The following is a 22,781-nucleotide window of genomic DNA, read 5'->3' on the forward strand; positions in this document are numbered from 1 at the left end:
GGCCGGTTTTCTGTTTAAATGCCGTCTGAACATGCGGAGGATGCGCGAATCTGCCTTTTTTCCGCTTTCAGACGGCATAATCTTTGATAGAATGCCTGCTTCATGTAGAAAATGTTTCGGTTTGTTCTGACTTTTTATCTCCGACAATGGAATATCCGCCATGTTTGCTTTTTTAGAAGCCTTTTTTGTCGAATACGGTTATGCGGCTGTTTTTTTTGTATTGGTCATCTGCGGTTTCGGCGTGCCGATTCCCGAGGATTTGACCTTGGTAACAGGCGGCGTGATTTCGGGTATGGGTTATACCAATCCGCATATTATGTTTGCAGTCGGTATGCTCGGCGTATTGGTCGGGGACGGCATCATGTTCGCCGCTGGACGGATTTGGGGTCAGAAAATCCTAAGGTTCAAACCTATTGCGCGCATCATGACGCCGAAACGTTATGAGCAGGTTCAGGAAAAATTCGACAAATACGGTAACTGGGTCTTATTTGTTGCCCGTTTCCTGCCCGGTTTGAGAACGGCCGTATTTGTTACAGCCGGTATCAGCCGCAAGGTTTCATACTTGCGTTTTATCATTATGGATGGACTGGCTGCACTGATTTCCGTCCCTATTTGGATTTATCTGGGCGAATACGGTGCGCACAACATCGATTGGCTGATGGCGAAAATGCACAGCCTGCAATCGGGTATTTTCGTTATCTTGGGTATAGGTGCGGCCGTCGTTGCTTGGATCTGGTGGAAAAAACGCCAACGTATCCAGTTTTACCGCAGTAAATTGAAAGAAAAGCGGGCGCAACGCAAAGCCGCCAAGGCAGTGAAAAAAGCCGCGCAAAGCAAACAATAAAATCAAGCACCTAAATAGCTTGCCGATATTCAATAGTTTCCGTGTTTTTTTCATCCACAAAGCGGTATCTCATGCGTTGGAAATTCTCGCAAGGTCTCTGACCTTGTTGCGGTTTCCGTCCTGAGTCTCACGCTTCGTGAATATAGTGGATTAACAAAAATCAGGACAAGGCGACGAAGCCGCAGACAGTACAAATAGTACGGAACCGATTCACTTGGTGCTTCAGCACCTTAGAGAATCGTTCTCTTTGAGCTAAGGCGAGGCAACGCCGTACTGGTTTAAATTTAATCCACTATAAAAATCCACTTGGAAAATCAAATATCGACAGCCCTTGGGTGCTTTTTCATTTGAAGGCCGTCTGAAAACCGTCCGCGCCGCCAAATTGCCAGCTTGTCCGAAATATAGTTAAATAAGCCGCATCATTATGTTCAGACGGTACGACAATGCTATGAAACAAAAAATCTTCGTCCTCTACACGGGCGGCACCATAGGCATGACCCAAAGCAGCGAAGGTCTGCGCCCCGATACCGCACTGGTCAGCCAAGCCCTTTCCCCCTTTTCAGACGGCCTCGATTTCGAGTGGCACGTCTGCAATCCCTTGATTGATTCCTCTTCCGTTACGCTGCAACACTGGCGCGGTTGGCTGGACATCATTGCCGACAAATTGCCTTCCTGCGACGGCATCCTGATACTGCACGGCACGGACAGTATGGCGTACACCGCCAACCTTCTCTCGCTCGCCCTGCAAGGCTTGGACAAACCCATCGTCCTGACCGGTTCCCAATGGCCTTACGCCGCCAAAAACAGCGATGCCCCGCGCAACCTCTCCACCGCCGTTGCCGCCTTCAGCCTCAAGCTCAAACAAACCGTCATCGCGTTTGACGGCAAACTGTATCCCGCCGTCGGCAGCAGCAAAGTCAGCACCGAAACCGCCGCAGGCTTCGACAATCCGCATTTCGGCGCCATCGCCGAATGGGATGAAACTCAAGGCTGGCACAATCTTCGCATCCCGTCCCAAGATGCGGCGGCCGTTTCAGACGGCCTCAAAATCCGCTATCCCGATTCTCAGGCAAAAATCGCCGTCCGCACGCTTATCCCCGGCTTTGCCGTTCAAGAACTTGCGGACGGACTCGGACAGCTTCCCGCCCACGCCCTTATCCTGCAAAGCTACGGACACGGCAACACACCCGCAGACGAAGGTTTCATCCGCGCCGTGCAAGACTTTACGCAGCAAGGCAAATTGTTGCTCAATATCAGCCAAGTCCGACAAGGCAGAACTGCTGCCGTTTACGCGCAAGGCAATGCGTTCCGCAACTCGGGCATCATCAACGGCGGCAAATGCAACCTCGAAACCGCCACCGCGCTCATGACCCTCGCCGTATCACAAGGCTGGAGCGCGGAAGATGTAGAAAAAGAGTTGGTAAGACTGCAATTATTGTGAAATTGAAATGAACTTCACCGACACTCATTGCCACCTTGCCGATCCCGCCCTGCGCGAAAACCTGACGCACGTTTTGACCGCAGCGCGGGAGGCAGGGGTAGGGCGGTTTATCGTTCCCGCAACCCGACCGCAGGATTGGCAGGACGTGGCGGATTTGGCTCAAAGGTCGTCTGAAAATCCGCTTTTAGGCAACATCCATATCGCGCTCGGCATCCATCCTTGGTTTTCAGACGACGTTTCCGAACCGGATTTCCGGCATTTGGAACAAGCATTGCAGGCGCGTTCGACGGCATGGGTCGGCGAAATCGGCTTGGATTTTTACGACAAAACCCAAACGCCGCCACAGCGCGAACGGCAAATTCAAGTCTTCAGCCGCCAGCTTGCCATCGCGCAAACCCTGCGCCGCCGCGTGATTATCCATAATCTCAAAGCCACCGCCGACATCGCCGCCGCCGTCAAACAGACAGGCTTTGCCCAAGGCGGCATCGTTCACGCCTTCTCAGGCAGCGCGGAAGAAGCGCGCGTGTTGACGAAACTGGATTTCAAAATCGGCATCGGTTCGTTGTTGCTCAACCCGAACGCCCGCAAAATACGCGAAACCCTCAAAACACTGAATGACACCGATTTCGTCTTGGAAACCGACAGCCCGTTTATGCTGAAAAAAGAGATTAATACGCCTGCCAATATTCCGGGTATTGCAAAGATTGCTGCGGAAATCCGCGGAACCTGTGTAGAAGAGATTGCCAAGGTAACGGAGCGCAATGCCGATGCCCTGTTGGGACGGTAGGTTATCCATCTAAGATTATCTTTTTGAATATCCGGAAAACCTATTATAATAATCCAGTGTTGATGCCGTCTGAACATTCAGGCGGCGTTTGTTATGGAAGAATTATGAAGCCGTCTATCTTAGAAAAACTACAACAACTCAGCGACCGACTGGAAGAAGTTACCCACCTTCTCGGACAGCCCGAAGCCACGTCCGACATGGACAATTACCGCAAGCTCACGCGTGAACACGCCGAATTGACGCCCGTGGTCGAAGTATTCCAAAACTATCAACTGGCGCAAAGCGACTTGGCAGATGCCGAAGAAATGCTGTCCGACCCCGAAATGAAAGACTTTGCCGCCGAAGAAATCGAAGCGGCAAAAGCCAAAATCAACACGCTCGATACTGAACTGCAAAAACTGCTGCTGCCCAAAGATGCCGACGACGACAAAAACATCTTTATCGAAGTACGCGCCGGCACGGGCGGCGACGAAGCCGCGCTGTTTGCTGGCGATTTGCTGCGTATGTACAGCCGCTACGCCGAGCGCAACCGCTGGCAGGTCGAAATCGTGTCCGCCAACGAAAGCGAATTGGGCGGCTATAAAGAAGTCATCGCCCGTATTGTCGGGCTCGGGGCGTACAGCCGTTTGAAATTTGAATCGGGCGGACACCGCGTGCAACGCGTTCCAGCCACCGAAAGCCAAGGCCGCATCCACACCTCCGCCTGCACCGTTGCCGTCATGCCCGAAGCGGACGAACTGGAAGACATCGAGTTGAACCCCGCCGACCTTCGTATCGACACCTTCCGTGCATCCGGTGCGGGCGGTCAGCACATCAACAAAACCGACTCCGCCGTCCGCATTACCCACCTGCCCACCGGCATGGTGGTCGAATGCCAAGACGGACGCAGCCAACACGCCAACAAAGCGCAGGCAATGAAAGTCCTCGCCGCCCGCCTGAACGACGCGCAAAAACGTGAAGCCCAAGCCAAAGAAGCCGCCGAGCGCAAATCTCTCATCGGCAGCGGCGACCGCAGCGAACGCATCCGCACCTACAACTACCCCCAAGGCAGGGTAACAGACCACCGCATCAACCTCACCCTGCACAAGCTGGATTTTGTGATGGACGGCGACTTGGAAGAAATCACCAACGCCCTGATTGCCGAGCATCAGGCGGAGCTTCTGGCGGCAATGGGCGATTGAGTTTTGTGTCCGGATAAAAAAATCGGTGTTTGAACAAGGGGCGGTTTTGCCTGTTTGCAAGAGTAAGACGGTTTCATTTGTTCGGATGGCGGGCGGTTTTGCCGGATAAAAAGAAATTTTTAAAACAAAACCGTATCTTTAATGGCTCTGTTGCAAGTGTAACAATCTCCACACCCTGCATCATTTGCATGATGCGGGATATTTTTTAAGGAAATTTTATGGAGTTTTTTTTAGCGGTTTGGCATTCAATATTTGATTTCATAACTGGTCTATTTATATTTAAACCATGGGAAGAAGATACGGCAGAAAATAAAATAAAAAGTTTAGCTTTACTTTTCTTTCTGACAATTTGCGGCTTTATTTTTTATATTTCAGTCTTTTAAGGCAAAGCACATAAAAAACATGAAAATAATGAAAAATCAATAGCAAAACCGGCGGCATATGGCGGACAGTCTGAAAAATGCCGTCTGAAAAAGAAATGCTTTTTCAGACGGCATTTTTCCGCCGATCGGATGATAAGCGGAAGGGATGCGCCCGCATATTCCCGGCTTTTTTGTTCGGAAATAAGGAAAAAAGGGGATTTGAACGTGCGCCCTCTTTCGGAAACATAAGGTGCAAACGGCGTTCGGACGGCATTTTGACGTGCCGGGCGGTCGGGCAGGGCGCGCCTGCGGCGCAAAACCGCGAAAACAAGCCGCCGGCTCTGCCCGAATCCAGTGTATGATGCCGTTTTCGACAACGGACAAGGGATAGGAATCCGGATGAAGATTGCGATTTACGGTACGAAAAGCTATGACCGCGAACATTTTGCCCGCGCCAACCGGCATTTCGGCTTCGAGCTGGAGTTTTTTGATTTTATGCTGGATGTAAAAACGGCGAAAATGGCGGAAGGTGCGGAAGCGGTCTGTATTTTTGTGAACGACGACGGCGGCCGGCCCGTGTTGGAACGACTGGCAAAAATCGGGGTAAAGGCGGTCGCCCTGCGTTGCGCGGGGTTTAACAATGTCGATTTGGAAGCGGCTGGAGAATTGGGCCTGAAAGTCGTGCGCGTTCCCGCCTATTCGCCCGAATCGGTTGCAGAACATACCGTGGGGCTGATGCTGACCTTGAACCGCCGCATCCACAAAGCCTACCAGCGTACCCGCGATGCCAATTTTTCTTTGGAGGGGCTGACCGGTTTCAATATGTACGGCAAAACGGCGGGCGTTATCGGCACGGGGAAAATCGGTATCGCAACGATGCGGATTTTAAAGGGTTTCGGTATGAACCTGCTGGCTTACGATCCGTTTTGCAATCCCGAAGTGGAAAAACTCGGCGGCAAATATGTGGATTTGGACGAGCTGTATGCCCGATCGGACATCATCACGCTGCATTGCCCCGCCACTCCGGAGAACCACTATATGCTGAACGAAGCGGCGTTTGCCAAGATGAAGGACGGCGTGATGATCATCAACACCAGCCGGGGCGGGCTGATTGACAGTGCCGCCGCCATCGAGGCGTTGAAGTGTCGGAAAATCGGCGCATTGGGTATGGACGTGTATGAAAATGAACGCGAATTGTTTTTTGAAGACAAATCCAACGACGTGATTACCGACGACGTGTTCCGCCGGCTGTCGTCTTGTCATAACGTGCTGTTTACCGGCCATCAGGCCTTTTTGACGGAGGAGGCGCTCGGCAATATTTCGGAAGTAACCCTGTCCAATATCCGCGAGGTCTTGCAGACCGGCGATTGCGGCAATGCGGTTCGTGCCGGCGGCTGATGTGTTTTAAGAGTTTAAAGGAAATGCCGTCTGAAACAGGTTTCAGACGGCATTTGACGTTCAGGCAGCCTGCAACTTATTTGACTTCCAATTTGGCAACGCCGCCCATATACGGTTGCAGTGCGGCAGGGATGTTGATGCTGCCGTCGGCGTTTTGATGGTTTTCCAATACGGCGACCAGCGTTCTGCCGACTGCCAAGCCGGAGCCGTTCAAAGTATGTACCAAGCGGTTTTTGCCGTTTTCGTCTTTGAAACGCGCCTTCATGCGGCGGGCTTGGAAATCTTCGCAGTTGGAGCAGCTTGAGATTTCGCGGTAGGTATTTTGCGCGGGAACCCAAACTTCCAAGTCATACGTTTTAGTTGCGCCGAAGCCCATGTCGCCGGTACACAGGGTAATTACGCGGTAGGGCAGTTCCAAAGCCTTCAGGATGTTTTCGGCATGGCCGACCATTTCTTCCAGTGCTTCGTATGATTTTTCGGGATGAACGATTTGCACCATTTCCACTTTGTCGAACTGGTGTTGGCGGATCAGACCGCGCGTGTCTTTGCCGTACGAACCCGCCTCGCTGCGGAAACAGGGCGAATGCGCGGTCAGCTTCAGCGGCAGTTCGCTTTCGGACACAATGCTGTCGGCAACGGTATTGGTCAGGGTAACTTCGGCTGTCGGAATCAGATATTGCGTGGTTTTGGTTTCATCACCGCCACGGGTAACGTGGAACAGATCTTCCGCAAACTTCGGCAGCTGGCCCGTGCCTTGCAGGGTGGTGTCGTCCACGATATAGGGCGTGTAATGCTCGGTGTAGCCGTGTTTCAGCGTGTGCGTATCGAGCATGAATTGCGCCAGCGCGCGGTGCAGGCGGGCGATTTGTCCGCGCATCACGGTAAATCGTGCGCCGGAAAGTTTCGCGCCGCCTTCAAAATCTAAACCCAAAGGTTCGCCCAAATCGACATGATCTTTGATTTCAAAGTCAAATTCGCGCGGCGTACCGACTTTTCGGATCTCGACGTTTTCGGTTTCATCCTTACCGACAGGCACGCCCTCATGCGGCAGGTTCGGAATGCTTAACAACCATGCGTCCAATTCTTTTTGAACGGCATCCAAATCGGCGGCAGCCTGTTCCAAATCGGTTTTGATTTGGGCGACTTGATCCATGGCCGCCTGCGCCTCTTCATGTTTGCCCTGACCTTTCAGTGCGCCGATTTGTTTGGAAATGCTGTTGCGCGAGGCTTGTAGTTCTTCGGTTTTCACCTGAACGGACTTGCGTCGTTCTTCCAGTGCGTCAAAACGTGCGGTATCAAAGTTATAACCGCGCCGTGCAAGCCGTTCGGCAACGGCGGCGGTGTTGCTGCGGAGCAATTGGATATCTAACATGGTCTGATTCCCGAATTAATTTGAAACGTATTATTGTAAACCAAATTCAAGATATTTTCCCAAATCCCCCCGTGTTTCGGCACACGTACCGCCATGCCGTCTGATTTGTCAAAACCGCCTGATTTGTGGGAAAATCTCAAGATTGAATTTAACGGAGGGCGACACCGTGTTGGACAGAGAAGGCTATCGCCCCAATGTCGGTATCATCTTAATCAACAACCGCAACGAGGTCTTTTGGGGCAAGCGTGTACGCGAACATTCATGGCAGTTTCCGCAAGGCGGCATCAAGCCGGGCGAAAGCCCCGAAACCGCCATGTACCGCGAGTTGTACGAAGAAGTCGGACTTCTGCCGCAACACGTCAAAATCGTCGGGCGGACGCGCGACTGGCTGCGTTACGACGTGCCGAACAACTGGGTGCGCCGCGAATGGCGCGGATCCTATCGCGGACAGAAGCAGATTTGGTATCTCCTGCGCCTGACCGGCCGGGATTGCGATGTCAACCTGCGCGCCACCCGCCACCCCGAATTTGACGGCTGGCGTTGGCACCAATATTGGGCGCCCGTTGACGAAGTGATTGATTTCAAACGCGACGTTTATTTGGGGGCGTTGAAAGAACTTTCTTCCCGCTTCCTGCGCGGTATGGAAAGTTATGAAGACTTTGCCGCCCGCCAACCTTCCGGCAACCGGTAAAACAACGGAACGCAACGCTTTCAGGCCGTCTGAAAGCGTTGTTTTTCATCCTTTCAGACGGCATGGCATTCAAATTATACAGACTGTAAAATCATATTTTTCTGACACCAGCAAATGCTCCCATGAAGCAGAAAGTAATAAAATGCAAGTAAAATCAATAACTCTACATAATATTGGACAATTCAAAGAATTAACCATTCCACTCGCGCCTTTAACTGAAAATGCACCTAAGGTTGCTGTTTTTATTGGGAATAACGGCTCAGGAAAAACAACAGTTTTGAAATCGTTGGTTACGGCGTTGAGTTGGCTGCCTGCGCGTATTCGTAGCGAACGTGGGCGAGGTTTGGATATTCCCGAAGAAGTGATTATGAATGGACGGTCTTCAGGAATGGTGGTGCTGAGTATTGAAAATACCAAAAAATCATTTACATGGCAGCTTAGCAAAGCTCAAAAGGGCAGGAAAAATCAGTTTTCTACTGATTTGAAAGATATTAATGAATTAGCAGATATTCATCGCACTAATTTAACCGAAAATGAACAAGCTGATTTGCCGATATTAGCTTTTTATCCTGTTGAACGCAGCGTATTAGATATTCCGTTAAAAATTAGAGAAAAACATTCTTTTGAACAACTTAACGGTTATGATAATGCGTTGGAAATGGGCGTTGATTTTAGACGATTTTTTGAGTGGTTTCGTGAAAGGGAGGATATTGAAAATGAAGAAAATGCATTTTCAGAAATAGGTCAAATAATCAATGGGCTAGGTGATCTGGATTCAAACATGGACAGTTTGTTTAATGCTTTTGATAAGATGGCTTCTTTACGAAAAGATATTGAAAAAAAAGAGAACGCGCTTGTTAAAGCTAAAAATGATAATGAATTAGAAAAAATAGCTGATTTCTCTGAGCAGTTAATTGAATTGATGAATAAATTTATTGAAACAAAATCACAGACTGATTTATTTTTTACAAACGCTGTGCCATCGATAGGAAAAGATGCTTTAAGAAAAAAAATAAATTATTTGGATATCCAATTAAAAACAGTTAAAGATGCAGTACAGAATTTTACTAATTTTGAAAATATTAGGGTTCAAAGAAAACCTAAATTACGCATGATTGTAAAAAAAAATAATCTAGAATTTGAAGTTTCCCAACTCTCTCAAGGCGAAAAATCCCTAATGGCATTGATAGGCGACATTGCTCGTCGTTTGGCAATGCTTAACCCAAGTTTGGAGAATCCCTTGAATGGACATGGTATTGTAATTATCGATGAAGCCGATTTACATCTACATCCACAATGGCAACGTCAATTAATTGAACGACTGACCAAAACCTTTCCAAATTGTCAATTTGTATTAAGCACACATTCGCCGCTTGTAATTAGCGATAGTAAGGATATTATTGTTTATTCATTAGAAAATGGAGAAATACAACAAGTATCATCACAATATGGGCAAGATGCAAACACGGTTTTATTGAATGTAATGGAAACAGCTATTCGCAATGAAGAAGTTACCCAAAAATTGAATCATTTATTGGATTTAATTCAGGATAATCAATTGGATGAGGCAAAAATTAAGTTAACTACATTACGCCAAGATCTGCCTGAAAATAATTTAGAATTAGCCAAGGCTCAACTTTTACTCAAAAAACAGGAAATCCGTTATGAGAAAAATTCAAAAAGCTGATGAGCCTGTCAGTTTTGCCAGGTACAAACAAGACAACCCTGCTCATCAATACAAAGATTTAAATGATGAGATTGTCCGCCAAGATATTCGGCAAAAATGCACAGAAGAACAATATTATTTATGTGCTTATTGCTGCAAAGAAATTTCAGGAACAAATGTGGATACCATGAATGAGCATATTCAGCCACGTCATCATTACCCCAATTTGTCTATGGATTTTAATAATATTGTAGCAAGTTGCAATCAAACAGGGCATTGTGACAATTCAAAAGGTTCGAAAATCCTTCCACTTACGCCTTTGATGGACGAATGTGAAACTGAATTTGAATTTAGAATAAATGGTGCTGTAAGTGGTAAAACAGAAAGGGCAAGAAGTGCAATTGATATTTTGCAATTAAATCATAAAAAATTATGCGAATCAAGAAAGCAAGCTATTAATTCCATGCTTATAAGTCATGGACTTGGAAATCCAATTGAAGTGGAAGATGATGAGTTATTACAATCCGTTTGTGATGATATTATGCAACCTGAAAACGGAAAACTTATTGCTTTTACGCCAGCCATTGTCAATGCAATTAAAAATTGGACTAACTCATAAGAAAATAGCCAAAACTTGATTTTTATTATATTAAAGCTTTTTACTAATAAGAAATATGGTATGTCACAAGGAATATTTTACTAATTAATCAAATTTTCAAATTCCATTTGGCAAACAACATAATTATGACAAAAAAGACACAATACAGCGAATCCAGCATTACCGTCCTCAAAGGTTTAGAGCCGGTCAAAGAACGTCCCGGCATGTACACACGCACCGACAGCCCGACCCACATCTGCCAAGAAGTCATCGACAATGCGGCGGACGAGGCGTTGGGCGGTTTCGCCACTGAAATCGACGTGCGCATCCACGACGACGGTTCGCTTTCCGTACACGACAACGGGCGCGGCATTCCCGTCGGGCTGCACCCTGTCGAAGGCGTGCCCGTGGTCGAACTCGTGTTTACCCGTCTGCACGCGGGCGGCAAGTTCAACAAAAAAGACGGCGGCAGCGCGTATGCCTTTTCAGGCGGCCTGCACGGCGTGGGCGTGTCTGTTACCAACGCGCTTTCCACCCGCCTCGAAGTAACCGTCAAACGCGAAGGCAAAGTCCACCGCATCGTGTTTGCCGGCGGCGACGTGGTCGAACCGTTGGCGGAAGTAGGCAAATGCGCCGTCAAAGACAGCGGCACCGAAGTGCGCGTCTGGCCGGACGGCAAATATTTTGAAAGCCCGAATTACAGCATTCCCGAACTCGAACGTCTGCTGCGCGCCAAAGCCGTGCTGCTGCCGGGCGTGCGCGTTTCCCTGACCCGTCCGGTCAAAGACGAAACGCAAACCCAAACCTGGCACTACCCGGACGGTCTGAAAAGCTATCTGACCGACCTGATTGCCGATGCACAAGAAGCCGCGCCTATCTTCTCCTGTGAAAACTACATTTCAGACGGCCACAACGGCGATTTCAGTATCGGCGAAGGCGCGGCGTTTGCCCTGACTTGGCTGGAAGAAGGCTCGTGCGCCAACGAAAGCTATGTCAACCTCATCCCCACCCCGTTGGGCGGCACGCACGAAGCAGGCTTGAAACAAGCCGTGTTCAACGCCGTCAACAACTTCATCAATCTGCACAACCTCCTACCGCGCGGCGTGAAAGTACAAAGCGACGACGTGTTCGGCAAAACCGCCTTCGTCCTCTCCGCCCGCGTCCTCGATCCGCAATTCCAAGGTCAGACCAAAGACAAGCTGACCAACCGCGATGCGCTGAAACTCGTCGCCGCCGTAGCGGGCGACCCTTTGGAATTGTGGCTGAACCAAAACGTGGACTTCGGCAAAAAAATCGCCGAACTCGCCATCCGTCAGGCACAGGCACGGCTGCGTTCGGTTAAAAAGATTGAAAAGAAAAAAGGCAGCGGCGTCGCCGTCCTGCCCGGCAAACTGACCGACTGCGAAAGCGAAGACATCCGCGAAAACGAACTCTTCCTCGTCGAAGGCGATTCCGCCGGCGGCTCCGCCAAACTTGCCCGCGACAAAGCCACGCAGGCCATCCTGCCACTGCGCGGCAAAGTGCTTAACAGCTTTGAAGTCCACCCCGACCAGCTTTTCGGCAACGCCGAAATCCACGACATTTCCGTCGCCATCGGCGTCGATCCGCACGGCATCAACGACCATCCCGACTTAAGCGGCCTGCGCTACGGCAAAATCGCCATCCTGTCCGATGCCGACGTGGACGGCTCGCATATTCAAGTTTTGCTGCTGACCCTGTTCTACCGCCACTTCCCGAAACTGGTCGCCGACGGACACATCTACGTCGCCCAGCCGCCGCTGTTCCGCGTCGATGTCAACGCACAAGGCAAAAGCAAACCCGCCCGCAAATTCTACGCCCTCGACCAAAACGAACTCGACAGCATTTTGGAGCGGCTGCAAAAAGAAGGCGTTAAAGAAACCGCCTATTCCATCAGCCGTTTCAAAGGCTTGGGCGAGATGAACCCCGACCAGCTCAAAGACACCACCATGCACCCCGACACCCGCCGCCTGTTGCAGGTACAAATCCCCGAAGGCGCGGATGACGAGACGCGCGACATCTTCGTCAAACTGATGGGCAAAGGCGAAGCCGCCGCCCGCCGCGCATGGATGGAACGCGAAGGAGATACGGCGGAATTGGATATTTGAACCGTGATTGCCGCATACGAAAAAATGCCGTCTGAAACCGAATCGGTTTTCAGACGGCATTTCGTTTGGGGATTTATTCTGCTGCGGAAGATTCGGCTGCTTCGGCTTCAACAGACGGCGTTTCGGCGGCAGCTTGGGCGGACTGCTGTTGCAAAGCCTGCTGCACGAAAGGATGGTTTTGCGCGATCGCCTGTTCTTCGGGGGTAACTTCGCCTTTGAAACGGTTGTTCAAATCGAAACGTTTGCCGCCGCGCGCCAAGGCTTTCAGATAACGCGGACGGCGGCAGTGGTTGGCGAGGACGCGTGCAATCAGTGCGGAATCGTATTGCGGCAAAGCGGCAATCAAATCCTGATCGATGCCGAGCGCCAACGGTTTGAAGCGTTTGAATACATCGTATTTGCCGTAGATATGGTCGACAATCATTTCTGTCTGTTTCTTTTTGCTCATGGTTTGGACCGCAGATTTCAGTGCTGCGCCCAAAGCGGTTTCTTGTATCATTTCAGTTGCATTCCTCTAAACAAACCCGTGCGTCAAGGCTGCACGGCAATGCTCGATATTCTATTATAAAGTCTGTGTTTTGGCTAAATTTTTATTTGTTTGAAAGGGTAATGTCGGGCGTATTAACCTGAACGTCGGCATTTTGCGCGCGATGGCGCAGGGCGTGGTCGATGAGGACTAATGCGAGCATGGCTTCTGCAATCGGCGCGGCGCGCAGTCCGACGCAGGGGTCGTGTCTGCCGTGGGTGGCGAGTTCGACGGGGTCGCCGTTGATGTCGATACTGCGGCGCGGTGTGGCAATGGAGCTGGTGGGTTTGATGGCGATATTGACGTGGATGTCTTGTCCGGTGCTGATGCCGCCGAGGATGCCGCCTGAGTGGTTGGACAGGAAGCCTTGCGGGGTCAGTTCGTCGCCATGTTCGCTGCCGCGTTGGACGACGCTGCCGAAGCCCGCGCCGATTTCTATGCCTTTGACGGCGTTGATGCCCATCATGGCGTAGGCGATTTCGGCATCGAGGCGGTCGAAAACGGGTTCACCCAAACCGACGGGGACGTTGGTCGCTTCGATATGCAGTTTCGCGCCGACGGAATCCAAGGATTTGCGCACGCCGTCCATATAGTTTTCCAGCTCGGCAATTTGGCTTTGGTTGGCGGCAAAAAAAGGATTTTGGGAAATGTGTTCGTAGCCTTCAAACTGAATTTCTTTTTCGCCGACTTGGGTAACGTAGGCGGTAATTTCCGTGCCGAATTTTTCTTTCAGCCATTTTTTGGCGACGGCTCCGGCGGCAACGCGGGTGGCGGTTTCACGGGCGGAACTCCTGCCGCCGCCGCGATAGTCGCGCGTGCCGTATTTGTGCCAATAGGTATAGTCGGCATGGCCGGGGCGGAAACTTTGGGCGATGTTGCCGTAGTCTTTGCTGCGTTGGTCGGTATTGCGGATTAAGAGGGCGATGGGTGTGCCGGTGGTTTTGCCTTCGAAGACGCCGGAGAGAATTTCGACTTGGTCGGCTTCGCGGCGTTGGGTAACGTGGCGGCTGGTGCCGGGTTTGCGCCGGTCGAGGTCGGCTTGGATGTCTGATTCGGTCAATGCCAGTCCGGGCGGACAGCCGTCGATGATGCAGCCCAAACCTGCGCCGTGGCTTTCGCCGAAGGTGGTAACGGTAAAGAGTTGTCCGAAAGTGTTGCCTGCCATGATTTTTCCCTTTATCGGTATAGTGTGGAAAGATGACGGATTTTAGCACAAAAGCCCGTCCGCCATTGAAGGGGAGGCAGTCAAAGAGTTTACGTGTGGTGAGGAAAATCGGCTTATAATCCGGTCTGATTTTTCAGGATAGAGATATGAGCGACTACACGCAGCAGCTTCAAGATAAAAAAGACTGCCTTAAAACCCTTTTTGCAGGTTTGGATTTCCCTGAGTGGGAAGTGTACGAATCTCCGGACAAACACTACCGTATGCGCGCCGAATTCCGCATTTGGCACGAAGGCGGTGAAATGTTTTACGCCATGTTTGAAAAAGGGCAGAAAGCCAGCAGCGCAAGCATGATACGCTGCGACCGTTTTGAAGCAGCTTCCGAGGCCGTCAACCGCCTCATGCCCGAGCTGATTGCCGCCGCCGCGCAATCCCCCGAACTCAAAAACCGCTGGTACGCCGTCGAATTCCTCTCCACGCTCAGTGGCGAAATGCTGGTTACTATGATTTACCACAAAAAACTCGGCGACGGATGGCAACAGGCGGCACAAGAGCTGCAAGAACGGTTGGACATTGCCGTTATCGGGCGGAGTAGGGGGCAGAAAATCGTTTTAAAACAAGATTACGTAACCGAAACCCTGCGCGTCGGCGACCGCGATTTCCACTACCGCCAAATCGAAGGCAGCTTTACCCAACCGAATGCTGCCGTGTGTCAAAAAATGCTTGAGTGGGCGTGCCGCGCGGCGGAAGGCTTGGGCGGCGACCTGCTCGAACTATATTGTGGAAACGGCAACTTTACGCTTCCTTTATCTGAAAAGTTTGAACGTGTTTTGGCAACCGAAATCTCCAAAACCTCCGTCAGCGCGGCGCAATGGAATATTGAGGCAAACGGGATAGGCAACATCAAAATCGCCCGCCTGTCTGCCGAAGAATTTACCGAAGCCTATACCGGCAAACGTGAGTTTACACGCCTTAAGGAGGGTGGTATTGCTTTGACGGATTATGCATTTTCCACTATTTTTGTTGATCCGCCGCGTGCCGGTATCGATGAGGAAACTTTGAAGCTGGTGTCGCAGTTTGACAATATCATCTACATTTCCTGTAATCCCGAAACGCTGCGCGCCAATTTGGATACCTTGGCGGAAACCCATACGGTCGAACGTGCCGCCCTGTTCGACCAATTCCCGTTTACGCACCATATCGAAAGCGGCGTACTGTTGAAAAAGAAAATCCTTTGAAAAAGCAAAAGGTAAAGACTATGTACCGACACGTTGAATATTACCCCGGCGACCCGATTTTGAGTTTGGTCGAAACCTTCAAAAACGACCCGCGCCCTGAAAAAGTCAATTTGAGCATAGGCATTTATTTCGACGACGAAGGCAAGATGCCCGTATTGGAATCTGTGAACCGTGTCGAAACCGTCCGCGCCGCCACGCCTGCGCCGTCGCCCTACCTGCCGATGGAAGGTTTGGACACTTACCGCAGCGCGGTGCAACATTTATTGTTCGGAAAAGACAACCCCGCGCTCGCGCAAGGACGCATCGTTACCGTACAAACCTTGGGCGGCTCGGGCGCACTCAAAGTCGGGGCGGACTTTCTGCACCGCTGGTTCCCCGCAGCGCGCGCCTACGTCAGCGACCCGACTTGGGACAACCATCGCGGCATTTTTGAAGGCGCGGGTTTCGAGGTCGGCACTTACCCATATTACGACCCCACCACCGTCGGCGTGAAATTCGACGAAATGACCGCGTTTTTCAACACCCTGCCCGAAAACAGCGTCCTGATTCTCCATCCCTGCTGCCACAACCCGACCGGCGTGGATATGTCGGAACAACAATGGGACGAAGTGTTGCACATCATCAAAACGCGCAAACTGATTCCGTTTATGGACATTGCCTACCAAGGATTCGGCGGCGATTTGGACAGTGATGCCTACGCCGTCCGCAAAGCGGTGGAAATGGAATTGCCGCTGTTCGTCAGTAATTCCTTCTCGAAAAACCTGTCGCTCTACGGCGAGCGCGTCGGCGGCTTAAGCGTGGTTTGCCCGAATAAAGAAGAAGCGGAATTGGTGTTCGGACAACTCAAATTTACCGTCCGCCGCATTTACTCCAGCCCGCCCGCGCACGGCGCGTATCTCGCCGCCGGCGTGATGAACAACCCCGAACTTTACGCCTTGTGGCAAAACGAAGTTTATATGATGCGCGACCGCATCCGCGCCATGAGACAGAAACTTTACGATGTCTTAACTGCACAAATCCCCGATCGCGATTTCACTTATTTCATCAAACAGCGCGGCATGTTCAGTTACACAGGGTTGAGCGTAGAACAAGTCCGCAGGCTGCGCGACGAATTTGCCGTTTACCTGCTGGATTCCGGCAGGATGTGCGTCGCCGGGCTGAATACATCAAATATCGCCTATGTCGCCGATGCGTTTGCCGAAGTGTTGAAATAAGAGTTTGAAGTAAGTCAAAAGGCCGTCTGAAAAGTATTTATCTTTCAGACGGCCTCTTTATAATTGGCGCACCCAACAGGGATCGAACCTGTGACCTCCAGCTTCGGAAACTGACACTCTTCCAACTGAGCTATGGGTGCGGAAAACGTAAGGTTAACGTAAATTCTGCAAATTGGCAAAGGTTATCTTGCGCCGTCAGGCGGCGTATGGAGGCATAATGGGAGTTTTCTTGGAGATAATCCAGTATTTTCAACGGATTATTTGTTTTGCACAGATACTGTTGGCAAATTTTTTCATATTTTCAATGATAGCGATTGGAAAGACCCTGTGAATTCAGTATAATCCAGCAAAATATTGTTAACTGCGTTTAACACACCAAACTATAATCTACAGCACAACCTAACCTGACGGCGAGGCCTACCAAATGAAACAACTCCGCGACAATAAAGCCCAAGGCTCTGCACTGTTTACCCTTGTGAGCGGTATCGTTATTGTTATTGCAGTCCTTTATTTCCTGATTAAGCTGGCGGGCAGCGGCTCGTTCGGCGATGTCGATGCCACTACGGAAGCGGCAACGCAGACTCGTATCCAGCCCGTCGGACAATTGACGATGGGCGACGGCATCCCCGTCGGCGAACGCCAAGGCGAACAGATTTTCGGCAAAATCTGTATCCAATGCCACGCGGCGGACAGCAATGTGCCGAACGCCCCGAAACTGGAGCACAACGGCGACTGGGCGCCGCGTATCGCGCAAGGCTTCGATACTTTGTTCCAACACGCGCTGAATGGCTTTAACGCCATGCCCGCAAAAGGCGGTGCGGCAGACCTGACCGATCAGGAACTCAAACGGGCGATTACCTACATGGCAAACAAAAGCGGAGGTTCTTTCCCAAATCCTGATGAGGCTGCACCTGCCGACAATGCCGCTTCAGGGGCAGCTTCTGCTCCTGCCGATAATGCAGCTCCAGCGGAAGCGGGGGCAGAGGGCAAAGGTGCTGCCGCACCTGCTGCAGGCGGCGTTGACGGCAAGAAAGTTTTTGAAGCAAGCTGTCAGGCGTGCCACGGCGGTTCGATTCCCGGTATTCCCGGCATAGGTAAAAAAGACGATTGGGCTCCCCGCATCAAACAAGGTAAAGAAACCTTGCACAAACACGCCCTTGAAGGCTTTAACGCGATGCCTGCAAAAGGCGGCAACGCTGGCTTGAGCGATGACGAAGTCAAAGCAGCGGTTGACTACATGGCCAACCAATCCGGTGCGAAATTCTAAATTCGGATTAAAATTTCGGATTAAATAAAAACGGGGCAGGTGTCTGCTCCGTTTTTTTATGGGAATTTATTTGTTTGTCCGTGTGGGAATGACATCAAAGGGTGCAAATAGGCTTTTCATCTTCAAAATCTGTCTGCTCAATCGGATGAATAAAAAGCAGGATGATAAAAAAAACCCGGTGTATGGATATTGGTTTAACCCATTTGTTTTAAAGTTATAGTCGAGATACGTGTATCGGTGCAACCGGTCCGCCGTTGACGAAAATGCCGTCTGAAAGTGTTTCAGACGGCATTTGTCTTCGGGGTTTCAACGGTCAGTCTTCATAATTTTCCATCGGCGGGCAGCTGCACACGAGGTTGCGGTCGCCGTACACGTCGTCCACGCGGTTGACAAAGGGCCAGAACTTGTGTTCGCGCACGAACGGCAACGGGAAGACGGCTTCTTCGCGGGAATACGGGCGCGCCCAGTCGCCGGTTATATCTGCGGCGGTGTGTGGGGCGTTGGCCAGCGGATTATTGTCTTTCGGCCATTCGCCGTCGATGACTTTCTGCACTTCGCGGCGGATGGATTTCAGGGCGGCGATGAAGCGGTCGAGTTCGGCTTTGCTTTCGCTTTCGGTCGGCTCGATCATCAGCGTACCGGCAACGGGGAAGGAAACGGTCGGCGCGTGGAAGCCGTAGTCCATCAGGCGTTTGGCGATGTCGGTTTCGGTGATGCCGCTTTCGGCTTTGAGCGGACGCAAATCAACGATACATTCGTGCGCGACGCGGCCGTTTTTGCCTGTGTAGAGAATCGGATAATCCTCGCCCAAGGCTTTGGCGATGTAGTTGGCGTTGAGCAATGCGCGGCGCGTTGCCTGTTCCATACCTTGTTTGCCCATCATAGCGATATACATCCAAGTAATCGGCAGGATGGACGCAGAACCGAAGGCCGCAGCAGCAACGGCGGTTTGGTCGGCACTGGCGCTGTGGGTGTCGGTCAAAGCGTGTCCCGGTGCAAACGGAGCGAGGTGGGCTTTCAAACCGATAGGGCCGACGCCCGGGCCGCCGCCGCCGTGAGGGATGCAGAAGGTTTTGTGCAGGTTCATGTGCAACACGTCCGCGCCGACTTCGGCAGGCTGCATGATGCCGATTTGGGCGTTGAGGTTGGCGCCGTCCATGTAAACCTGTCCGCCGTTTTCATGGATGATGCGGCAGATGTCGCGGATGCCTTCTTCATACACGCCGTGGGTGGACGGGTAGGTAATCATGATGGCGGACAAGGCGTCGCGGTGTTGCTCGGCTTTGGCTTTCAAATCGTCGATGTTGACGTTGCCGTGTTCGTCGGTATCGACAACGACGACTTTCAAACCAAGCATGGCGGCGGTGGCGGGGTTGGTGCCGTGGGCGGATTTGGGAATCAGGCAGATGTTGCGGTGTCCCTCACCGTTGGCTTCTTGATAGCGGCGGATGGAGAGCATGCCGCTGTATTCGCCCTGCGCGCCGGAGTTGGGTTGGAAGGAAATCGCGTCAAAGCCGGTAATGGCTTTCAGGCTGTTTTCCATGTCGATCAAGAGTTCGCGGTAGCCTGCGGCCTGGTCTTTGGGCGCGTAGGGGTGGATGTCGGTGAACTCTGCCCAGGTAATCGGCAACATTTCCGCAGTCGCGTTGAGCTTCATGGTGCAGCTACCGAGCGAAATCATACTGCGGTTCATCGCTAAATCGCGGTCTTCGAGTTTTTTCAGGTAGCGCAGCATTTCGTGTTCGGTGTGGTAACGGTTGAACACGGGATGTTGCAGAATATCGTCCTGACGCAGCAACTCGGCGTTCAGACGGCCTTTGACATCATCGGCAAATGTAGCCGTATCCTTGCCGGTAAACGCGCGGTACAAATCGGTTAAATCTTCGCGTGTCGAAGTTTCATGGAAGGCTGCCGCAACTTGAGTATCGTTGACGCGGCGCAGGTTGTAACCCGATTCCAAAGCAGCGGCAAACACTTGGTCTGCTTTCTCTTTGTTGCCGAAATCGACGGTAACGGTATCGAAGAAGACTTTGTGAACCACTTTGATGCCGTCTGAAACCAGAGCGTCGGCAAAGGCGGAAGCCAGCGCGTGAATGCGGTTGGCAATGCGTTTCACGCCTTCGGGGCCGTGATAGACGGCATACATACCGGCCAAGTTTGCCAGCAATGCCTGCGCGGTACAAATATTGGATGTCGCTTTTTCGCGGCGGATGTGTTGCTCGCGGGTGGACAACGCCATACGCAGCGCGGGTTTGCCCGATGCGTCTTTGGATACGCCGATGATGCGGCCCGGGGCGGAACGTTTGAACTCGTCTTTAAACGCGAAATAAGCGGCGTGCGGCCCGCCGAAGCCCATCGGCACACCGAAGCGTTGGGTGTTGCCCAACGCAATGTCCGCGCCCAATTCGGCAGGCGGTTTCAGCAAGACCAAGCTCATGATGTCGGCGGCAACGGCGACAATCGTGCCTTTGGCTTTCAGACGGCCTATGACGCTTTGCAAGTCTTGCACGTCGCCGTCTTTGCCGACGTATTGGAACAGCGCGCCGAAGTATTCGCCTTCATCCGCTTGGGCAAAATCGCCGACCACCAATTCAAAGCCGAAATATTTGGCGCGGGTTTTCATCACGTCCAAAGTTTGCGGATACACGCGCGCATCCACAAAGAAACGCTCGGATTTCACTTTGCCCACGCGGTGCGCCATCGCCATCGCTTCGGCGGCGGCGGTCGCTTCGTCCAGCAAAGACGCGCCCGCCACGGGGAAACCGGTCAAATCGATACACACTTGTTGGAAGTTCAACAACGCTTCCAAACGACCCTGCGCGATTTCCGCCTGATACGGCGTGTAGGCGGTGTACCAGCCCGGATTTTCCAATACGTTGCGCAAAATCACGTTCGGCACACGAGTCGGGTAATAACCCAAACCGATATAGGATTTGTTGATCACATTTTTCGACGCAATGCCTTTCAATTTCGCCAATGCGTCCGTCTCGGTCAGGGCCTCGGGCAGATCGAGTTCGGACGGCATACGGATGCTTTGCGGCACGGTGTTGCCGATAAAGTCGTCCATGCTTTGCTCGCCGACAGCGGCAAGCAACGCCGCTTCGTCGCCGAAACTCAAATGGCGCGCGGCAAATTCGTTGGGGTTGAACAGTTCGGACAGTTTCATTTCTACTCCTTCGGGTTTGTAGGGCTGCCATCAGGCAGAATTTTTAGACATCGGATGATTCGGGTAAGGGTAGCACAAAAGACGGGATAATGGCGGACAATGCGCCAGAATGCAGCAGGTCAGGACAAGAAGCACCGCAAGCGGCAGCGATAAGGGAAAGCCGCCGACCAAAACCATGAAACCCTCAAGCACCAGCCAAGCCAAGGGATGCGCCGGAAGCGGAAAACAATATTGAGCAGAACCAAAATCACGACAAACAGCGGCAGCCCCGCCATCAGGTTGGCACGCCTGTATGTTGCGTACGGGTCGGATGCTTCTTCAGGTTCGCAATATTTCATGATTTCAGCCTGTCCGGGCTTTATCCGCAGCAGGTTCGGACGGTCGGTCATGCCGTCCGAACCGGCAGGCCGTCTTTTTCAAAAAACGCCATACCGCTGCAACTTCATGCGGCTGTATGGCATAGGTTTTGCACTTCAGACGGCATATGCGTCCCGAAGCAGTTTGGTGTTCCAGTCGGTTCATGATTATATAAACAACTTGGGTGCGGATAAACCTTTGTTTATCTGAACCCCTGTTTTCTCAAAAATCGATTCAAATCTTCGGCAAATTTCCGATAGCCTTTGCCGTTGGCGTGGATTTGGTCGGATTTCAGATTATTATCGCCCAAAATTTCCGCCCACGCGCCGCCGAACAGCGGAATGCCGTATTCCTCGGACAAATCCTCATACAGCGGATGATCGCTCAAATGCCCGAACAATGCGCCCAGTGTGATGTGCGGCACGCCGACGAGGACGGCGGGGATGTTTTCCTTTTGCACGGTTTCGATGATTTTCGCGATATTGGCGCGGGTCTGCTCCTCGGGAACTTTGCGCAGAAAGTCGTTGCCGCCTATGCCGACAATCACAAGCTTGGGTTTGCGTGCCAACAGCGTGGGCAGGCGCGACAGGGCTTGTGCAGACGTATCGCCAGATACGCCGCCGTTGACGACGCTCCACCCCGTCAGTTTTTGCAGTTGAACGGGGTAGGATTCGCCGGAGTTTGCGCCGTAGCCGAAGGTGAGCGAATCGCCCAAGGCAAGCACGGTGCTGCCTTCGGGAATTTTGGCGTGGGTTCGGGAGGATTTTCTGCCGCAGGCGGTAAGAAGCAACGCGCCTGCGCCGAGGAGGAAGGTTCTTCTGTTCATTGGTTTTTCAGACGGCATCGAGCCATTTCGGGTGGTATTTCAGGGTTTCACGGTAAACCGGACAGCTTTCGGCGTGCGCGCCTTTGAGGTAGCCGGTACTCATCAGAAATTCGCCGACGATTTCGCCGCCGACGAATTTGAAATGTTTTTTAAAGAGTTTGACCCATTCAGCCTTGTCGAGCGGATGGTGCGCATCCAGCCAGTTTTTGAATGAGCCGTATTCTTGCTGTATTTGTTTGATTTGTCGCGCGTTATAAATGGCTGCATTAATTTTCAGGCGGTTGCGGACGATGCCCGTGTCGGCAAGCAGGCGTTCGCGGTCGGTGTCGTCGAAGGCGGCGACCGTATCGATGTCGAAACCTTCAAATGCCGTCTGAAACGCCTGCCGCTTCTTCAGCATCAGCGTCCAGCTTAATCCTGCCTGATTGATTTCCAACACCAGCCGCTCAAACAATTCATTGTCGTCCTCAATCGGAAAACCGTATTGCGTGTCGTGGTAATGTTTGTTCGGGTTGTCGGTGTTTTCGGGAAGTGAGGCGGCAAATTCGCAATAGTTCAC

The 22,781-nt window shown here is 51.7% G+C and carries 19 protein-coding genes, 1 tRNA gene and 1 pseudogene; 13 read left to right on the forward strand and 8 right to left on the reverse strand.

Annotation, left to right across the window (positions count from 1 at the left end):
• The first annotated feature begins 160 nt into the window (after window positions 1–160).
• The 5 genes from DBY86_RS07465 to DBY86_RS07495 all read left to right on the forward strand — a co-directional run bounded on the left by DBY86_RS07465 (window position 161) and on the right by DBY86_RS07495 (window position 6,013).
• Window positions 161–844, forward strand: coding sequence for a DedA family protein (locus DBY86_RS07465; protein ID WP_107819505.1), 684 nt, complete (start codon window positions 161–163; stop codon window positions 842–844).
• Window positions 845–1,292: 448 nt separating this feature from the next.
• Window positions 1,293–2,285, forward strand: coding sequence for an asparaginase (locus tag DBY86_RS07470; protein ID WP_107819506.1), 993 nt, complete (start codon window positions 1,293–1,295; stop codon window positions 2,283–2,285).
• 7 nt (window positions 2,286–2,292) lie between these two features.
• Window positions 2,293–3,072 carry a TatD family hydrolase gene (locus DBY86_RS07475; RefSeq protein ID WP_107819507.1) on the forward strand — a complete coding sequence of 260 codons (780 nt, stop codon included), beginning with the start codon at window positions 2,293–2,295 and terminating at the stop codon, window positions 3,070–3,072.
• A gap of 104 nt (window positions 3,073–3,176) precedes the next feature.
• The gene (gene prfA / locus DBY86_RS07480) at window positions 3,177–4,253 is read left to right on the forward strand and encodes a peptide chain release factor 1 (RefSeq protein WP_003677750.1); all 1,077 of its coding nucleotides are present in this window, start codon (window positions 3,177–3,179) and stop codon (window positions 4,251–4,253) included.
• A 761-nt stretch (window positions 4,254–5,014) separates the two neighbouring features.
• Window positions 5,015–6,013 carry a 2-hydroxyacid dehydrogenase gene (locus tag DBY86_RS07495; protein WP_107819508.1) on the forward strand — a complete coding sequence of 333 codons (999 nt, stop codon included), beginning with the start codon at window positions 5,015–5,017 and terminating at the stop codon, window positions 6,011–6,013.
• A gap of 76 nt (window positions 6,014–6,089) precedes the next feature.
• On the opposite strand, the gene serS is transcribed toward DBY86_RS07495, so the two are convergent.
• Window positions 6,090–7,385 carry a serine--tRNA ligase gene (gene serS / locus DBY86_RS07500; protein ID WP_107819509.1) on the reverse strand — a complete coding sequence of 432 codons (1,296 nt, stop codon included), beginning with the start codon at window positions 7,383–7,385 and terminating at the stop codon, window positions 6,090–6,092.
• Window positions 7,386–7,551: 166 nt separating this feature from the next.
• Here serS and DBY86_RS07505 point away from each other — a divergent pair, with 166 nt between their 5' ends.
• From DBY86_RS07505 to parE, 4 genes are all read left to right on the forward strand, one after another.
• Entirely contained in the window at window positions 7,552–8,076 is a 525-nt protein-coding gene (locus tag DBY86_RS07505) for an RNA pyrophosphohydrolase (RefSeq protein ID WP_107819510.1), read from the forward strand.
• Window positions 8,036–9,763 carry an AAA family ATPase gene (locus tag DBY86_RS07510; protein WP_234403412.1) on the forward strand — a complete coding sequence of 576 codons (1,728 nt, stop codon included), beginning with the start codon at window positions 8,036–8,038 and terminating at the stop codon, window positions 9,761–9,763. Before DBY86_RS07505 ends, DBY86_RS07510 begins: the two co-directional genes overlap by 41 nt.
• A complete protein-coding gene (locus DBY86_RS07515) occupies window positions 9,741–10,361 on the forward strand; it encodes a retron system putative HNH endonuclease (protein WP_107819512.1) in 621 nt (206 codons plus the stop codon). Before DBY86_RS07510 ends, DBY86_RS07515 begins: the two co-directional genes overlap by 23 nt.
• A 125-nt stretch (window positions 10,362–10,486) precedes the next feature.
• Window positions 10,487–12,466, forward strand: coding sequence for a DNA topoisomerase IV subunit B (gene parE / locus DBY86_RS07520; RefSeq protein ID WP_107819539.1), 1,980 nt, complete (start codon window positions 10,487–10,489; stop codon window positions 12,464–12,466).
• 73 nt (window positions 12,467–12,539) lie between these two features.
• Here parE and DBY86_RS07525 read toward each other — a convergent pair whose 3' ends face one another.
• Together DBY86_RS07525 and aroC are read right to left on the reverse strand one after the other, a co-directional pair.
• Window positions 12,540–12,965 carry a ProQ/FINO family protein gene (locus DBY86_RS07525; RefSeq protein WP_107819513.1) on the reverse strand — a complete coding sequence of 142 codons (426 nt, stop codon included), beginning with the start codon at window positions 12,963–12,965 and terminating at the stop codon, window positions 12,540–12,542.
• 91 nt (window positions 12,966–13,056) lie between these two features.
• Entirely contained in the window at window positions 13,057–14,157 is a 1,101-nt protein-coding gene (aroC, locus tag DBY86_RS07530; RefSeq protein ID WP_107819514.1) for a chorismate synthase, read from the reverse strand.
• 146 nt (window positions 14,158–14,303) lie between these two features.
• Between aroC and trmA the strand changes: the two genes are divergently transcribed.
• On the forward strand, window positions 14,304–15,392 hold the full coding sequence (trmA, locus tag DBY86_RS07535; RefSeq protein WP_107819515.1) for a tRNA (uridine(54)-C5)-methyltransferase TrmA: 1,089 nt from the start codon (window positions 14,304–14,306) through the stop codon (window positions 15,390–15,392).
• A gap of 20 nt (window positions 15,393–15,412) precedes the next feature.
• The gene (locus tag DBY86_RS07540) at window positions 15,413–16,606 is read left to right on the forward strand and encodes an amino acid aminotransferase (protein WP_107819516.1); all 1,194 of its coding nucleotides are present in this window, start codon (window positions 15,413–15,415) and stop codon (window positions 16,604–16,606) included.
• A gap of 64 nt (window positions 16,607–16,670) precedes the next feature.
• Here DBY86_RS07540 and DBY86_RS07545 read toward each other — a convergent pair.
• Window positions 16,671–16,746: transfer RNA gene (locus DBY86_RS07545), tRNA-Arg, on the reverse strand.
• Between the two features lie 284 nt (window positions 16,747–17,030).
• Between DBY86_RS07545 and DBY86_RS07550 the strand changes: the two genes are divergently transcribed.
• Window positions 17,031–17,873 (forward strand): c-type cytochrome, encoded by an 843-nt coding sequence (locus DBY86_RS07550; protein WP_107819517.1) that lies wholly within the window; start codon window positions 17,031–17,033, stop codon window positions 17,871–17,873.
• Window positions 17,874–18,186: 313 nt separating this feature from the next.
• Here the strand turns inward: DBY86_RS07550 and gcvP are convergent, their stop codons facing one another.
• Both gcvP and DBY86_RS14135 read right to left on the reverse strand, forming a co-directional pair.
• The gene (gene gcvP, locus DBY86_RS07560) at window positions 18,187–21,039 is read right to left on the reverse strand and encodes an aminomethyl-transferring glycine dehydrogenase (RefSeq protein WP_107819518.1); all 2,853 of its coding nucleotides are present in this window, start codon (window positions 21,037–21,039) and stop codon (window positions 18,187–18,189) included.
• 30 nt (window positions 21,040–21,069) lie between these two features.
• Window positions 21,070–21,377, reverse strand: a pseudogene (locus tag DBY86_RS14135) (hypothetical protein).
• On the opposite strand from DBY86_RS14135, the gene DBY86_RS07570 reads away from it, so the two are divergent.
• The gene (locus DBY86_RS07570; protein ID WP_234403413.1) at window positions 21,271–21,606 is read left to right on the forward strand and encodes a hypothetical protein; all 336 of its coding nucleotides are present in this window, start codon (window positions 21,271–21,273) and stop codon (window positions 21,604–21,606) included. The pseudogene DBY86_RS14135 and the gene DBY86_RS07570 sit on opposite strands and share 107 nt — an antisense overlap.
• Here DBY86_RS07570 and DBY86_RS07575 read toward each other — a convergent pair.
• Window positions 21,599–22,240, reverse strand: coding sequence for an arylesterase (locus DBY86_RS07575; RefSeq protein WP_107819519.1), 642 nt, complete (start codon window positions 22,238–22,240; stop codon window positions 21,599–21,601). The genes DBY86_RS07570 and DBY86_RS07575 overlap by 8 nt on opposite strands.
• On the reverse strand, window positions 22,230–22,781 hold the full coding sequence (locus tag DBY86_RS07580) for a DNA-3-methyladenine glycosylase I (protein WP_107819520.1): 552 nt from the start codon (window positions 22,779–22,781) through the stop codon (window positions 22,230–22,232). The genes DBY86_RS07575 and DBY86_RS07580 overlap by 11 nt, the downstream gene beginning before the upstream one ends.

The organism is Neisseria bergeri, from assembly GCA_003044455.1.
Taxonomy (GTDB): Bacteria; Pseudomonadota; Gammaproteobacteria; order Burkholderiales; family Neisseriaceae; genus Neisseria; species Neisseria bergeri.

What these genes read in the sequence shown, in the direction of transcription:
- DBY86_RS07525 (WP_107819513.1), bottom strand. Translation starts at nt 12,965, where the DNA reads ATGATACAAGAAACCGCTTTGGGCGCAGCACTGAAATCTGCGGTCCAA.
- prfA (WP_003677750.1), top strand. Translation starts at nt 3,177, where the DNA reads ATGAAGCCGTCTATCTTAGAAAAACTACAACAACTCAGCGACCGACTG.
- DBY86_RS07540 (WP_107819516.1), top strand. Translation starts at nt 15,413, where the DNA reads ATGTACCGACACGTTGAATATTACCCCGGCGACCCGATTTTGAGTTTG.
- DBY86_RS07575 (WP_107819519.1), bottom strand. Translation starts at nt 22,240, where the DNA reads ATGCCGTCTGAAAAACCAATGAACAGAAGAACCTTCCTCCTCGGCGCA.
- aroC (WP_107819514.1), bottom strand. Translation starts at nt 14,157, where the DNA reads ATGGCAGGCAACACTTTCGGACAACTCTTTACCGTTACCACCTTCGGC.
- gcvP (WP_107819518.1), bottom strand. Translation starts at nt 21,039, where the DNA reads ATGAAACTGTCCGAACTGTTCAACCCCAACGAATTTGCCGCGCGCCAT.
- DBY86_RS07465 (WP_107819505.1), top strand. Translation starts at nt 161, where the DNA reads ATGTTTGCTTTTTTAGAAGCCTTTTTTGTCGAATACGGTTATGCGGCT.
- serS (WP_107819509.1), bottom strand. Translation starts at nt 7,385, where the DNA reads ATGTTAGATATCCAATTGCTCCGCAGCAACACCGCCGCCGTTGCCGAA.
- parE (WP_107819539.1), top strand. Translation starts at nt 10,487, where the DNA reads ATGACAAAAAAGACACAATACAGCGAATCCAGCATTACCGTCCTCAAA.
- DBY86_RS07495 (WP_107819508.1), top strand. Translation starts at nt 5,015, where the DNA reads ATGAAGATTGCGATTTACGGTACGAAAAGCTATGACCGCGAACATTTT.
- trmA (WP_107819515.1), top strand. Translation starts at nt 14,304, where the DNA reads ATGAGCGACTACACGCAGCAGCTTCAAGATAAAAAAGACTGCCTTAAA.
- DBY86_RS07475 (WP_107819507.1), top strand. Translation starts at nt 2,293, where the DNA reads ATGAACTTCACCGACACTCATTGCCACCTTGCCGATCCCGCCCTGCGC.
- DBY86_RS07510 (WP_234403412.1), top strand. Translation starts at nt 8,036, where the DNA reads ATGAAGACTTTGCCGCCCGCCAACCTTCCGGCAACCGGTAAAACAACG.
- DBY86_RS07470 (WP_107819506.1), top strand. Translation starts at nt 1,293, where the DNA reads ATGAAACAAAAAATCTTCGTCCTCTACACGGGCGGCACCATAGGCATG.
- DBY86_RS07515 (WP_107819512.1), top strand. Translation starts at nt 9,741, where the DNA reads ATGAGAAAAATTCAAAAAGCTGATGAGCCTGTCAGTTTTGCCAGGTAC.
- DBY86_RS07550 (WP_107819517.1), top strand. Translation starts at nt 17,031, where the DNA reads ATGAAACAACTCCGCGACAATAAAGCCCAAGGCTCTGCACTGTTTACC.